The sequence below is a fragment of the Nocardioides ferulae genome, from assembly GCF_003660455.1.
Taxonomy (GTDB): Bacteria; Actinomycetota; Actinomycetes; order Propionibacteriales; family Nocardioidaceae; genus Nocardioides; species Nocardioides ferulae.
On sequence record NZ_QZVR01000003.1, the window covers coordinates 52906 to 66600 of the forward strand.

General features: G+C 72.9%; 15 protein-coding genes. 12 read left to right on the plus strand and 3 right to left on the minus strand.

What is annotated here, in order from left to right:
- Window positions 1–24: 24 nt before the first annotated feature.
- From hpt to D6B71_RS06180, 9 genes are all read left to right on the plus strand, one after another.
- Window positions 25–576: a hypoxanthine phosphoribosyltransferase gene (hpt, locus tag D6B71_RS06140; protein ID WP_121253115.1), complete on the plus strand. Its 552-nt coding sequence runs from the start codon at window positions 25–27 to the stop codon at window positions 574–576.
- Between the two features lie 272 nt (window positions 577–848).
- Entirely contained in the window at window positions 849–2930 is a 2082-nt protein-coding gene (ftsH, locus tag D6B71_RS06145) for an ATP-dependent zinc metalloprotease FtsH (protein ID WP_240641173.1), read from the plus strand.
- 14 nt (window positions 2931–2944) lie between these two features.
- Window positions 2945–3598 carry a GTP cyclohydrolase I FolE gene (folE, locus tag D6B71_RS06150; protein WP_121253119.1) on the plus strand — a complete coding sequence of 218 codons (654 nt, stop codon included), beginning with the start codon at window positions 2945–2947 and terminating at the stop codon, window positions 3596–3598.
- A gap of 11 nt (window positions 3599–3609) precedes the next feature.
- Window positions 3610–4473 carry a dihydropteroate synthase gene (folP, locus tag D6B71_RS06155; protein WP_240641174.1) on the plus strand — a complete coding sequence of 288 codons (864 nt, stop codon included), beginning with the start codon at window positions 3610–3612 and terminating at the stop codon, window positions 4471–4473.
- On the plus strand, window positions 4470–4880 hold the full coding sequence (gene folB, locus D6B71_RS06160) for a dihydroneopterin aldolase (protein ID WP_121253123.1): 411 nt from the start codon (window positions 4470–4472) through the stop codon (window positions 4878–4880). The genes folP and folB overlap by 4 nt, the downstream gene beginning before the upstream one ends.
- Window positions 4873–5445: a 2-amino-4-hydroxy-6-hydroxymethyldihydropteridine diphosphokinase gene (gene folK, locus D6B71_RS06165; RefSeq protein WP_121253125.1), complete on the plus strand. Its 573-nt coding sequence runs from the start codon at window positions 4873–4875 to the stop codon at window positions 5443–5445. Before folB ends, folK begins: the two co-directional genes overlap by 8 nt.
- A 10-nt stretch (window positions 5446–5455) precedes the next feature.
- A complete protein-coding gene (locus tag D6B71_RS06170) occupies window positions 5456–5956 on the plus strand; it encodes a DUF3180 domain-containing protein (protein ID WP_240641175.1) in 501 nt (166 codons plus the stop codon).
- A 10-nt stretch (window positions 5957–5966) separates the two neighbouring features.
- Window positions 5967–6578 (plus strand): hypothetical protein, encoded by a 612-nt coding sequence (locus D6B71_RS06175; RefSeq protein WP_121253128.1) that lies wholly within the window; start codon window positions 5967–5969, stop codon window positions 6576–6578.
- 102 nt (window positions 6579–6680) lie between these two features.
- Window positions 6681–7754: a GNAT family N-acetyltransferase gene (locus D6B71_RS06180; RefSeq protein ID WP_206051597.1), complete on the plus strand. Its 1074-nt coding sequence runs from the start codon at window positions 6681–6683 to the stop codon at window positions 7752–7754.
- Window positions 7755–7841: 87 nt separating this feature from the next.
- On the opposite strand, the gene D6B71_RS06185 is transcribed toward D6B71_RS06180, so the two are convergent.
- On the minus strand, window positions 7842–8852 hold the full coding sequence (locus tag D6B71_RS06185; protein ID WP_240641176.1) for an ABC transporter ATP-binding protein: 1011 nt from the start codon (window positions 8850–8852) through the stop codon (window positions 7842–7844).
- A gap of 4 nt (window positions 8853–8856) precedes the next feature.
- Here D6B71_RS06185 and D6B71_RS06190 point away from each other — a divergent pair, with 4 nt between their 5' ends.
- The 3 genes from D6B71_RS06190 (at window position 8857) to D6B71_RS06200 (ending at window position 11441) form a co-directional block, all read left to right on the plus strand.
- The gene (locus D6B71_RS06190; RefSeq protein ID WP_240641177.1) at window positions 8857–9642 is read left to right on the plus strand and encodes an ABC transporter permease; all 786 of its coding nucleotides are present in this window, start codon (window positions 8857–8859) and stop codon (window positions 9640–9642) included.
- On the plus strand, window positions 9639–10346 hold the full coding sequence (locus D6B71_RS06195) for an ABC transporter permease (protein ID WP_121253134.1): 708 nt from the start codon (window positions 9639–9641) through the stop codon (window positions 10344–10346). The genes D6B71_RS06190 and D6B71_RS06195 overlap by 4 nt, the downstream gene beginning before the upstream one ends.
- A 78-nt stretch (window positions 10347–10424) precedes the next feature.
- Window positions 10425–11441, plus strand: a complete 1017-nt coding sequence (locus tag D6B71_RS06200) for an ABC transporter substrate-binding protein (RefSeq protein ID WP_121253136.1) — start codon at window positions 10425–10427, stop codon at window positions 11439–11441.
- A 21-nt stretch (window positions 11442–11462) separates the two neighbouring features.
- On the opposite strand, the gene D6B71_RS06205 is transcribed toward D6B71_RS06200, so the two are convergent.
- Window positions 11463–12566: a glycosyltransferase family 2 protein gene (locus D6B71_RS06205; protein ID WP_121253138.1), complete on the minus strand. Its 1104-nt coding sequence runs from the start codon at window positions 12564–12566 to the stop codon at window positions 11463–11465.
- A 1-nt stretch (window position 12567) separates the two neighbouring features.
- A complete protein-coding gene (locus tag D6B71_RS06210; RefSeq protein WP_121253140.1) occupies window positions 12568–13677 on the minus strand; it encodes a sulfotransferase family protein in 1110 nt (369 codons plus the stop codon).
- Window positions 13678–13695: the final 18 nt, after the last annotated feature.

Sequence of the window (13695 nt, forward strand, 5' to 3'; positions counted from 1 at the left end):
CGGTGACCGCCTACCCTGTGCGCCATGGACTCGTCCCACGTGGAGAACGACCTCGTCAACGTCCTCTTCACCGAGGAGCAGATCCAGGCCCGGCTCAAGGAGCTCGCGCGCGACATCGAGCGTGACTACGAGGGTGAGGACCTGCTCATCGTGGGCGTGCTGCGCGGCGCGGTCATGGTGATGGCCGACATCGCCCGTTCGCTGAGCCGGCACGTCGAGATGGACTGGATGGCGGTGTCGTCCTACGGCTCCGGCACCAAGTCCAGCGGCGTCGTGCGCATCCTCAAGGATCTCGACACCGACATCTCCGGCCGGCACGTCGTGGTCGTCGACGAGATCATCGACACCGGGCTGACGCTGTCCTGGCTGACCTCGAACCTCTCCTCGCGCAATCCCGCGAGCGTCGAGATCTGCACGCTGCTGCGCAAGCCCGAGGCGCTCCAGATGCCCGTCGACGTCAAGTACGTCGGGTGGGACATCCCCAACGAGTTCGTGGTCGGTTACGGCCTGGACTACAAGGAGCGCTACCGCAACCTGCGCGACATCGGCACGCTGGCGCCGCACGTGTACTCCTGACGCCTGTCGCCCGGACCGCACGGCGTACTTCCCACGCGCTCTTGGTGCTTCTCACGAGGTGCACCCCGTGTGAAGCGCGGGAATCGCCGGATCTCCGGCGATCCTCCCGCCGCCGAGCCCCGGTCATCCCACCCCACCCCGGCAGGTACGCCGCCTGGGTCCCGGCTGCCACAATGGTCGTTGCCGCCGGAAGGTACCGTCGGCAGTTCCAACATGCGCGTCTCGGCCGGAGCCCCCGCCGCCGGCGCGTCAGGCGAGTGCGAGAGAAGTCTGTGAAGCGGATATTCAAGGGTCCCTGGCTGTGGATCGTCGTCGCGGTGATCGGCGTGCTCCTCGCCCTGCAGTACCTCGCCCCCGGGGGCGGCTACGACGAGATCGCGACCTCGGAGATGGAGTCCTACATCGCCGACGGCGAGGTCAAGGAGATCACCTTCATCGACGGCGACCAGCAGATCGAGGCGACTCTCGACGAGGACGTCCGCGACGCCGGCGACAAGGTGATGACCCACTACGTGCAGGGTCAGCAGGAAGACATCATCAACGCCGTCGACGACCAGGTCGCCGCGGGCGAGATCGAGGAGTCGAACTCCGAGAACCCCCAGCCCTCGCTGCTCGGCTCGATCCTCTCCACGCTGATCCCGTTCGCGCTCATCATCTTGCTGTTCCTGTTCTTGATGAACCAGGTGCAGGGCGGTGGCGGCCGTGGCGTCATGCAGTTCGCCAAGTCGAAGGCCAAGCTGATCTCCAAGGACATGCCGAAGACCACGTTCACCGACGTGGCCGGCTGCGAGGAGGCCATCGAGGAGCTCGGCGAGATCAAGGAGTTCCTGCAGGAGCCCGCGAAGTTCCAGGCCGTCGGCGCCAAGATCCCCAAGGGCGTGCTGCTCTACGGCCCGCCCGGCACCGGCAAGACGCTGCTCGCGCGTGCCGTCGCGGGTGAGGCCGGCGTCCCGTTCTACTCCATCTCCGGCTCCGACTTCGTCGAGATGTTCGTCGGCGTCGGCGCCTCCCGGGTGCGCGACCTGTTCGAGCAGGCCAAGGAGAACGCGCCCGCGATCGTGTTCATCGACGAGATCGACGCCGTCGGCCGGCACCGCGGCGCCGGCATGGGCGGCGGCCACGACGAGCGCGAGCAGACCCTCAACCAGTTGCTGGTGGAGATGGACGGCTTCGACGTCCGCGGTGGCGTGATCCTCATCGCCGCGACCAACCGGCCCGACGTGCTCGACCCGGCGCTGCTGCGCCCGGGCCGCTTCGACCGCCAGATCCAGGTCGACGCCCCCGACCTCACCGGCCGCCAGCAGATCCTCCAGGTGCACGCCCGCGGCAAGCCGATGGCCCCCGACATCGACCTGCTCTCGGTCGCCCGGCGCACCCCCGGCTTCACCGGCGCCGACCTGGCCAACGTGCTCAACGAGGCGGCGCTGCTCACCGCGCGGAGCAACAGCAAGCTGATCTCCAACGAGAGCCTCGACGAGGCCATCGACCGCGTCATCGCCGGGCCGCAGCGGCGGACCCGCCTGATGAGCGAGAAGGAGAAGCTGATCACCGCCTACCACGAGGGCGGCCACGCCCTGGTCGCGGCGGCGCTGCCCGGCACCGACCCGGTGCACAAGATCACGATCCTGCCGCGCGGCCGGGCCCTGGGCTACACGATGGTGCTGCCCGACGAGGACAAGTACTCCCAGACCCGGGCGGAGATGCTCGACAAGCTCGCCTACATGCTGGGCGGCCGCGCGGCCGAGGAGATGGTCTTCCACGACCCGACCACCGGCGCCGGCAACGACATCGAGAAGGCCACGAACCTGGCCCGGGCCATGGTCACCCAGTACGGCATGACCGAGCGGCTGGGCGCGATCAAGCTCGGCGAGTCCAACTCCGAGCCGTTCCTGGGCCGCGACATCGGCCACCAGCGCAACTACTCCGAGGACGTCGCAGCGATGGTCGACGAGGAGACCAAGAAGCTCCTCACCGCGGCCCACCAGGAGGCCTTCGACATCCTCGAGGAGAACCGCGACGTCCTGGACTCCCTCGTGCTCGAGCTGATCGAGAAGGAGACCCTCGACAAGGCCGAGGTCGCCGAGATCTTCGAGCCGCTGCGTCGGCGCCCCGAGCGGCCCGCCTGGACCGGCTCCCCGACGCGGCACCCCTCACAAATCCCCCCGGTCGAGATCCCCCAGGAGATCCGCGACCGGGCGGCGGTCAACGGCCACGAGCCCGGCAGCGAGGCCGGCGCGATCCTCACCCCGCCCGGCTCGGGCGGCGACGTCCACGACCCGGGTCTGGGTGGCGGCAGCACACCGCCGACCCCGGGCGGCCCTTCCACCGGCGGCACCGGCCTCCCGCCGCACTGAGGACCAGCCAGCCGATGAGCCAGCCTCCGCACCAGCCCGTGCCCGCCGACACCGGCCGGGTCCACGAGCCGCTTCCCGGCCTCGACGACGACCCGGCCCCGGTCTACGACCACGACCGGGCCGAGGCCGCGGTGCGCGAGCTGTTGATCGCGATCGGCGAGGACCCCGACCGCGAGGGCCTGCAGGACACCCCGGCCCGGGTGGCCAGGGCGTACGCCGAGCTCACCGCGGGGCTGCGGATGCGCCCCGAGGACGTGCTGACCACCACCTTCGACATCGGCCACGACGAGATGGTGCTGGTCCGCGACATCGAGCTGTGGTCGATGTGCGAGCACCACCTGGTGCCGTTCACCGGCGTCGCGCACGTCGGCTACATCCCGGCCGAGAGCGGCAAGATCACCGGGCTGTCCAAGCTGGCCCGGCTGGTCGACGTCTACGCCAAGCGGCCCCAGGTGCAGGAGCGGCTGACCACCCAGGTCGCCGACGCGCTGATGGAGATCCTCGAGCCGCGCGGCGTGATCGTGGTGATCGAGGCCGAGCACCTGTGCATGACCATGCGTGGTGTGCGCAAGGCAGGCGCCCGCACCATCACCTCGGCGGTGCGCGGCATCATGCACAACGCCGCCACCCGCTCCGAGGCGATGTCGCTGATCAACCGGGTCCGGTAGGAGCGGCCGCGATGCCCCAGCCTTGGCAGCGGCCCCGGGTGATGGGCGTCGTCAACGTCACGCCCGACTCGTTCTCCGACGGCGGCCGGTACGCCGCTCCGGAGGCGGCCGTGGCGCACGGGCTGCGGCTGCTCGACGAGGGCGCCGACATCCTCGACATCGGTGGTGAGTCGACCCGGCCCGGCGCGACCCGGCCCCTGGTCGCCGACGAGCTGGCCCGGGTGGTGCCGGTGATCACCGAGCTGGCCGCGGCCGGCGCCGTGGTCTCGGTCGACACGATGCGGGCCGAGGTGGCCGAGGCGGCGGTGGCCGCCGGTGCCGCCCTCGTCAACGACGTGTCCGGCGGCCTGGCCGACCCGCGGATGCTCGACGCCGTCGCCGGTCTCGACGCGACGTACGTGGCGATGCACTGGCGCGCGCACGGCGACCGGATGGCCCAGTTCGCCACCTACGACGGTCCCGGCGGGGTGGTCCAGGGAGTCTGCGACGAGTTGACCGCCCGCGTCGAGGCGATCCGTGCCGCCGGCGTCGACGACTCGCGGGTGGTGCTCGACCCCGGGCTGGGCTTCGCGAAGAACGCCGAGCACAACTGGCAGTTGCTCTCCGCCCTGCCGCGGCTGCGGGCGCTCGGGTTCCCCGTGCTGGTGGGGGCGAGCCGCAAGACGTTCCTGGGCCGGCTGCTCGCCGGCCCCGACGGCTCCCCGCGCCCGGTCGACGAGCGCGAGCACGCCCACCTCGCCGTCGTCCTGCACTGCGCGCGGCAGTCGGTGTGGGGGGTGCGGGTGCACGACGTGCGGGCCACCCGCGACGCGTTCGCGGCCCTGGAGCGACTGCATGACGCGATCCCGGACCCCACCCCCGAGGAGATGAGATGACAGCCGAGACGAGCCCGCAGTGCCTGCCGGGCCAGATCGACGAGCTCGCCGTGCTCGGCATCGAGTGCTACGGCCACCACGGCGTGTTCGACTTCGAGCGCCGCGAGGGGCAGACCTTCGTCGTCGACCTGGTCCTGGGTGTCGACACCCGGCCGGCAGCGGCCAGCGACGACTTGCACGACACCGTCGACTACGGGAGTCTCGTGGCCGAGGTAAAGAAGTCGGTGGAGGCGGACCCGGTCAACCTGATCGAGACCCTCGCCCAACGCATCGCGGGAGTCTGCCTCTTGGACTCCCGGGTTGAATGGGCTCGGGTCACCGTGCACAAGCCGGACGCCCCCATCGAGGCGACGTTCTCCGACGTCACCTTGACGATCACCCGAAGACGCGAGGGCCGAAGTGACTGAGACCCCCAACCCCCACATCGTCGACGCCGACACCCTGACCGGCGAGATGCGGCCGATCCGCCGCGCCGTGCTGGCCCTGGGGTCGAACCTCGGGGAGCGGATGGCCAGCCTGCAGGGGGCGGTCAATGCGCTCGCCGACACCCCCGACGTGTGGGTCACCGCCGTCAGCCCCGTCTACGAGACCGACCCGGTCGACTCGCCCGCGGGTGCCTCGACCTATCTCAACGCGGTGGTGCTGCTCGACACCACGCTGTCGGCGGCCCGGCTGCTCGACCGGGCGATGGCCATCGAGGACGCCTTCCACCGCGAGCGCGACGAGGACGTCCACAACGCGCCGCGCACCCTCGACGTCGACCTGATCGTGGTCGGCGACCGCCGCAGCGACGACGAGCACCTCGTGCTGCCGCACCCCCGCGCCAAGGAGCGGGCCTTCGTGCTGCGGCCGTGGTTCGACCTCGAGCCCGATGCCGTACTGCCCGAGGCCGGGCCGATCGCCGACGTGCTGGCCGGCCTCGGCCAGGACGGCGTCCGGCGCCGCGACGACCTCACCCTCGCCCCGGCCTGAGCCGGCCGCTGTGCGCGAGCAGCAGCCGCCCGACGAACCGGACCGCCCCGAACCCGCCGGACACCTGCGGCCCACCTCGCCGGCCGTGCTGACGGGGTGGGCGGTCGCCGGCATCGTCGGCGGGTGGCTGCTGCACCCGGCCGCCGAGCGGCTCGGCGGCACCGCCCCCATCGTCACCTGGGCGCAACCGCTGGCGCTGCTGCTCGTCGTCGCGATCCTCGGCGGCACCGCCTGGTCCACGTGGCGCACCGTCCACGTCCAGCGGGTGCGACTCGACCCGAACCAGGCGGTGAACCGGCTCGTCCTCGCCCGGGCCTGCGCCTATGTGGGCGCTCTGGTCGCAGGCGGCTACCTCGGCTACGCGCTCTCCTGGCTCGGCGACGCGGCCGAGCTGGCCGACCAGCGGATGTGGCGCTCGGTGGTCGCGGCGGCGGCCGGTGTCGGCGTGAGCGTGACCGCGCTGCTCCTCGAGCGCGCGTGTCGCGTCAGATCCGACGGTGATGCGGCCTAACCTGGGCGGCATGTCTTCCCCCCAGGAGCGGGCCGTCAAGGCCCGCCGTCGGCAGCGCAGCACCCGCCTCACCGTCGCGGTCGCCCTGCTCGTCGTCTCGGCGCTGCTGGTCGGCGGCGCCCTGCTGAGCGGCTCGTCGGCGCTGGTCGCCGGCGCGTCGGTCCTGGCCGTGGTGCTCGGCGCCGCCGCCACCCGGATCACCCACACCGAGCTCGCCGTCAGCCGCCGCGAGGCGGCCCGCGACCGGGCCGAGCAGGCCCGGGCCTACCGCGACCTGACCGTGGCCCGCACGGCCGAGCATGCGGCGTACGTCGACACGATGACGGCCCGCATCCACGAGCACGAGACCGCGATCGGTGACCTCGAGTCGGCGCTGGGCGCTGCCCAGAAGCAGGCGGCCGAAGCCACCCGCAAGCTCAACCTGGAGGCCCGCCGCGCGAACGCCGCGGAGCAGGACGGCCGCGACCTGAGCAAGCGTCTGGAGGACGCCGAGCAGCGCGCCGCCGAGGCGATCGTGCGGGTCGCCGAGCTCGAGAGCGAGCTCGACGTGGTGCGCGCCGAGCTCGACGTGGTCACCCAGGCGTGGCGCACCGCCGAGGCCACCGCCCGTCGTCACGCCTGACTCACATCCTGAGACCCGCGTCACTCGGCTCGCTCGGACCGGAGCGGTGACCGCGGCCGCTGCGGCACAATCGGGCCCGTGATTCCTCAGGACTCCAGGTTCGTGTCCGACCCGAGCGTGCTCGTGGTGCCGCCCCCCGGGTTCCCGATCGGGTGGCGCACCGACCGTCCGGACCCTGCGGTCGAGGAGGACGTCGAGCGGCTCACCGAGCTGCTCCGGGACCACGAGCGACACGGCCGCGGGTGGCCGGGGGCGTCGGTGGACGACGTCCTGGTCGAGGTCGAGGGGCTGCGGACGCGGGAGAACATCGTGGTGCGCGACCCCGACGGCCGCATCCGGGCGTGGGGAAGTGTCCACGACCGTGCCGAGGGACGGATGCTCTTCGTCCACGTGGTCGACCGCGCGCTCGACGAGGCGCTCGCCTCGAGCTGCTCCCGGTTGCTGTTCGCGTGGGCGGAGGGGCAGGCGCGCGCCGTCGGTGCCGCCCGCGGTCTGGAGGTCCAGCAGATCGACACCGGCGCGTTCGCCGGCGACGAGCGCCAGGCAGGCTGGCTCGCCGAGGCGGGGTTCGACCGGGTGCGCACCTGGTGGCAGATGAAGCGCCCGGTGACGCCGGAGGAGGCGGAGCTGGTGCCGTCGCCGCACCGATGGTCCGACCGCGGCGTGGTGTTCCGGCGGGTCCGCCGCGAGGGCAGCGGGATGCCGGAGGAGTCCGACCTGCGCGAGGTGCACGACGTCCTCGAGGGCGCCTTCGTCGACCACTTCAACTCCCGCGAGGAGAGCTTCCACGAGTTCCTGCACCGGCTGCGTGAGGACCCCGGCCACCGGTGGGACCACTGGTGGCTGGCCGAGCTGACCCCGGACGCCGAGGGTGTCGAGGTCGAGGACCGGCAGGCCGTGGGTGCCCTCGTCGGCACCGTCAGCGAGAGCGCGAACGGCCCGGATGGCTCCTACGTGTCCTACCTCGGGGTGCTGGAGGCGGCCCGCGGTCGCGGGGTGGCCAAGGGGCTGCTGCGCACGATCATCGCCGACGCCGCGGCGCGGGGCCGCGACCGGGTCGGGCTGGAGGTCGACGCCGACTCGCCGACCGGCGCCCACGGTCTCTACACCTCGATGGGCTGGGAGACCGCCTACGTCACCGAGTCCTGGCACCGCGACGTTCCCGTCTCCGGCTGATCGATCCGTGCTTGTGCGGCGAGGTTGATCTGCCGTGGCGCCGGGTCGGCGTTGCTGGGTCTGCCGTAGCGCCGACTCGCGGGGCGATCAGGAGGACGCTGCGTCGGTGCTGAGGGAGGCGCGCAGCGCCCGGTGGACCCCGTCGGGGGTGAGCACGCCGAGGAAGCGCGCTCCGTCGCGCACGCCCACCATGCCCCGGTCCTCCCGCAGCAACGCGGCCAGCGCGTCCTCCAGCGTCGCGGACACCTCGACGGTGTCTCCGAGGTCGCCGAGCCGGACGCCGTCCAGTGGCTCGAGGTGCGCGGGGTCGATCCTGGTCACCGACAGTCGGCGCAGCCCGCGTGAGGAGCCGACGAAGTCGGCGACGTCGTCGTCGGTCGGCCGGGCCAGCACCTCGGCCGGCGTGCCGTGCTGGGCGAGCCGGCCGCCGGCGGTGAACACCGCGATCCGATCGCCCAACCGCACCGCCTCGTCGATGTCGTGGGTCACCAGCACCACCGTGGTGCCCAGCCGCTGCTGGAGCCGGCGGAACTCTTCTTGGAGCCGCACCCGCACCACCGGGTCGACGGCGCCGAACGGCTCGTCCATCAAGAGGACCGGAGGATCCGCGGCCAAGGCCCGGGCCACCCCGACCCGCTGCTGCTCACCCCCCGAGAGCTGGTGGGGGTAGCGGCGGGCGTACACGTCGGGGTCCAGGCCGACCAGCGCCAGCCGGTCGTGGGCGCGGCGTCGCGCCTCCGCGCGGGACTCGCCCAACAGCAGCGGCACCGTCATCACGTTGGCCTCGACCCGCTGATGGGGGAAGAGGCCCACCTGCTGGATGACGTAGCCGATCCGCCGTCGCAGCTCGACGGGATCCTGTCTGGTGACGTCGGCGCCGTCGACCTCGATCCGCCCCGTGCTGGGCTCGACCAGCCGGTTCACCATCCGCAGCGTCGTCGACTTGCCGGAGCCCGACGGCCCGACCAGGCACAGCAGCTCACCGACGGCGACCTCGAGCGAGAGCTCCCGCACGGCGACCGTGCCGTCGGGATAGGTCTTCCCGACACCCGTGAGCCGGATCATCGGCCGGTCGTCACCGGGACCGGTAGCGTCCATGCGCGTGACCCTACTCGGCGACCTGACTCTGCGCGTGGGAGCAGCAGGGGGAGTCGGCCGACCTCTCGCTGGACCCGTCGGCGGGGCCGACGACGAGGGGCCGAGCTGCTACAGCCGGCTCACCAACGAATGGTTCTGCGCCGACTACCTGCGCGACCGCGGTGCGGAGGTCGCCGACGCCACCGTCGCGCACCTGCAGATCACCGCCGCCGCGATCGTGCTCGGCCTGGTCCTGGCGGTCCCCCTCGCCCTCCTGGCCCGACGTCGGCCGCGGCTCGAGGGTCCGGTCCTCGGGTTCAGCACGGGCCTCTACACGATCCCCTCCATCGCGCTGTTCCCGCTGCTGGTGCCGTTCACCGGGCTCTCCGCCACCACCGTCGTGCTCGGCCTGGCGCTCTACGCGCTGACGATCCTGGTGCGGGCCGTGCTCGACGGCCTGCGCTCGGTGCCGCCGGAGGTCCGCGACGCCGCCCGGGGGCTCGGGTACGCCGGGGGCCGGCTGCTGCTGCAGGTCGAGCTGCCCCTGGCGATGCCGGTGCTGATCGCCGGGCTGCGCGTGGCGACGGTCTCGACGGTCGCGCTGACCACGGTCGGGTCGCTGGTCGGCCACGGCGGGCTCGGCGACCTGATCGCCGACGGGGTCACCACGAACTTCCGTGCGGAGCTGCTCACCGCCGCGGTCCTGTGCGTGCTGCTGGCGGTCGTCCTCGACCTGCTCCTGGTGGTGCTGCAGCGGCTCCTCACGCCCTGGACCAGGTCTCGGACCGCCGCGGTGGAGGTGGCGCAGTGAGGGTCGTCGCCGACGCCTGGCGCTACCTCGCCGACCCGGCCCACTGGCGCGGCGACGGCGGCATGCTCGACCTGCTGCTGGAGCAGCTGCTGCTCACGGTCACCGCCCTCGGCCTCGCGGTGCTGCTGGGGCTGCCCCTGGCCCTGTGGCTGGGGCACCTGGGGCGGGGCGGCGTGCTGGCGGTGAACGTCTCCAACGTGGGCCGCGCGGTGCCGACGTTCGCGCTGCTGGCGCTGTTGGTCACCATGGACCACCCCGGCACCAGCTCGTTCGGCCCCTACGGCCGGGCCGGCCTGGCGACGCTGATCGCGCTGGCCCTGTTCGCGCTGCCACCGGTGATCACCAACGCCTACGTCGCGGTCCGCGGGGTGCCGCCCGAGGCGCAGGACGCCGCCACCGGCATGGGCATGTCGGGGTGGCAGCGGTTCTGGCGCGTGGAGCTGCCGCTCGCCGCCCCACTGGTCGTCTCCGGCATCCGGTTGGCCCTGGTCCAGGTCTGGGCCACCGCGACGATCGCGGCCCTGGTCGCCGGCCCCGGTCTGGGCCGGGTGATCACCGACGGCTTCTACCGCACCGACTACGGCAAGGGCATCGCCGGCGCGGTCGTGGTCGCCTTGGTGGCGCTCGTGTTGGAGGGCCTGGCGGCCCTCGGCCAGCGGGCCGTCACGAGATCGTCACCTGCGGCTGTCGGTGCCGCGCCGTAGTCTCGACCCCGGTCGCCCTCGCGGCTGCTCGATCCGGACACGCGCGACGCCTCGTCGCGGGACACAGAAGGACCCTCCATGCAGCGACGCCCCGCCCCCTCCCTCCGCCGCAGCCCACGCTCGACCGGCCGACTCCGGCTGGTCGCCGCGCTGGCGGCGGTCCCGCTGCTCGCGCTCAGTGCCTGTGCCGGCGACGACCTGGCCGACGACGACGAGCCCGACGCCGCCGACTCCGCCGACGAGACGACGGCGCCCTCTGGCGAGCAGGACCGCGGCCCGGTGACGATCGCCAGCCAGAACTTCGGCGAGGCCCAGCTGGTCACCGCGATGTACGACCTGCTGCTCACCGAGGCCGGCTTCGACACCGAGGTGCAGCTGGTCGCGGCCCGCGACGCCTACATGGCGACCTTCCCCGACACCGTCGACGTCGTCCCCGAATACGTCGGCGGCATCGTGAACTTCCTCAACGCCCAGGCCGGCGGTGCCGATGCCGAGCCGTTCACCGCCGGTGACGGGGAGGAGCTCGCCGAGCAGGGGGCCGAGCTGCTCGAGAAGCAGGGCATCACGCTGCTCGACCTCTCCTCGGCAGCCGACGCCAACGCCTTCTTCGTGACCGCGGAGCGGGCCGAGGCCGACGGGCTCGAGACACTCTCCGACCTCGAGGGCGAGTCCGTCGTGTTGGCCGCCGCGCCCGACTGCGAGGGGCGGCTCGACTGCGAGGGCGGGCTGTCGGAGCAGTACGGCATCGACGTCACCGAGGTGCTCCCGCTCGGCTACGCCAGCGACCAGACCTATCGAGCCGTGCTCGACGGCGAGGCCGACCTCGGCGAGACCAGCACCACCGACGGCACGCTCGAGGCCCAGGGCCTGGTCGTGCTCGACGACGACCAGCAGGTCCAGCCCGCGCAGAACCTGGTGCCCGCCGTCTCGACCCGGTTCCTCGAGCAGCACCCCGAGGTGGCCGACGTGCTCAACCCGCTGATGGCGGCGCTCACCACCGACAACCTCACCGAGCTCAACAGCCGGATCTCGGTCGACCGCGAGAAGCCCGAGGACGTCGCCGCCGACTTCCTCGCCGAGGAGGGCCTGCTGTAGGCGCAGCCCGCTGCGCCGCCCTCAGGGCACCAGCAGCTCCGGGGGCAGGTCGGGGTCGTCGGCGAACGGGTGGGCCACCAGCTCCCGCCCGGCCACGGTCCGCCGGGGCAGCGGTCCGGGATGCTGGTCCAGCCAGGCCAGCAGCGAGCCCAGGTCGGCACGGCGGTCCGCCTGCACCAGCCAACCCATCAGTCGCTGGCGCAGCGGCAGGGAGGTCCGCTCGAAGGGCACGGTGTCGGAGTTCCAGAACTCCGTCAGCGCGGCGCGCAGCGCGTCCCAATACTCCTCCGACGCGGTCGGGGCCGCCCGGAAGTACTCCCACATGTCGACCGGCAGCACCCTGGAGAACCACACCTGGCGGATGTCGGACGACGCCCGCTGCCGCACCTGCTCGGTGCTCCAGCGCTTGGTCAGCACCCGGTCGGCCAGGTCGGCCACGCTCGCCCGCTGTTGGCTGATCGAGGTGCCGTCCTCGCGGACTCGCCACAGGTAGACCGTCTGCGCCAGCACGTCGACGCGGTCGGCGGCCAGCAGCGCCCGGGTCAGCGCCGGCTGGTCCTCGTAGCGGACCCCGACCGGGAACTCCAGGCCGGCGTCGTCCCAGAAGTCGCGACGGAAGACCTTGTTCCACGCGAACACGTCGGCGAGCAGCAACGGCATGTCCTCGAGCCGGGTGGCGAACCGGTCCTCGCGGTGGTTCTCCCGCACCAGCGGGGTCATCGACCGCTGTTCGCCCGTGAAGCGTTCGACGGCCCCGACGGCGAACGCCGACCCGGTGCGCTCGAGGGCAGCCAGCATCGTGGCGTAGGCCCCGTCGGGAACCAGGTCGTCGCTGTCGGCGAACGCGAGGTGGGAGCCCCGCGCCTGGGCGGTGCCCGCGTTGCGGGCGGCTCCCAGACCGGCGTTGGCCTGGTGCAGCACCCGGACCCGGGCGTCCCTGGCCGCCCAGCGCTCCGCGATCTCGCCGCTGGCGTCAGTGGAGCCGTCGTCGACGACCACGACGTCGAGCTCGCCGTGGGACTGACCCAGCACGCTGGCCAGGCAGTCGTCGAGATAGCCGGCCACGTTGTAGACCGGCACGACGACGCTGAGCAGCGGTGCGCGACGCCGACGCAGCAGGGCCACCTCAGCCGGCTCGGCCGAGTCGGGCCGCCATCCTGGCCCGCAGTCCGGCCGGCACGAGACGGCGCAGCGGGGCGGGCAGCCTCCGCACGGAGGCCAGCGCGAGCCGGCGTGCCCGCACCCCGGGGCCCGGCGCCGGGGTGACCTCCCGGCTGTCCGGGGCGGCCGCCGGCCCAGAGCGCGGCGGCTGGCCGGCGTGCCGGGCCGCGATCGCCGTCGACCGCGAGACGGTCTCCGCCTCCAGGTAGTAGGCGGCGTACCGCTCGCGGACGGCGTCCAGCCGGGCCTCCAGCTCCGTGCCCGACGCCTGCCGGGCGGTCGGGTCGGCGAGTCGGTCCAGCTCCTCCCAGGCCTCCCGGGTCAGCGTCGCCAGACGATCGGGCAGGTCGAGGTCGGCCCAGTCCAGCCGGACCCGGCGCAGCCCGGGGTCCACGAAGCCGTCGATCTCGGCCAGCCGGGGGTCGTCGGCCGACAGCGCCGGCAGGCCCAGGGTCTGGTGGACGCCCTCCACGACCGGGCGCCAGTCGTCGAGCAGATCGTGATAGCGCACGAACGCGCGCAGGGACCCGCGCGTCGCCCGCTCGGTGCCGAGCAGCATGTTCACCCAGGCCGCCGCGCCCTGCGCATCCTGCAAGCCGGTGTTGTAGTGGGCCCGCTTGCTGCCCACCACCTCCGCCGGCGGGCGCAGCATGGTCACGAACGAGGCCGTCGCCCCGAGCCGCGCGGCGACGCCGGTCCACAGCGGCAGGAACCACGACAATCGCGGGTCCTTGATCACCAGAGTGGGGTTCGCCTCCAGCTCCGCCTCCAGCCAGCGGGCCAGCCGGCCGGTGGCTCCGGGCCGTTCGGCGAAGACGGCCGTGCGCTCCCACGCCGCCGGGCGGGCATCGCTCACCTGCACGTTCGCGTGCCCGAGGAGGTCGTCGTGGAAGTCCACCACCCATCGCGGCTCGCCGAAGCCCTTGGGGTTCGTGTCGTCGGTCTGCACCTCGGGCTGCGGCACGTGCAGGCCGAGCCGCTGCAGGATGCCCGCGAACGTGCTCGTGCCGGACCGGCCGGCGCCGGCCACGAGGACCAGCTGACGGGCGGAGGACACGGGGTCGGCAGCGGGCATGACCCAAGCCTAGAGCGC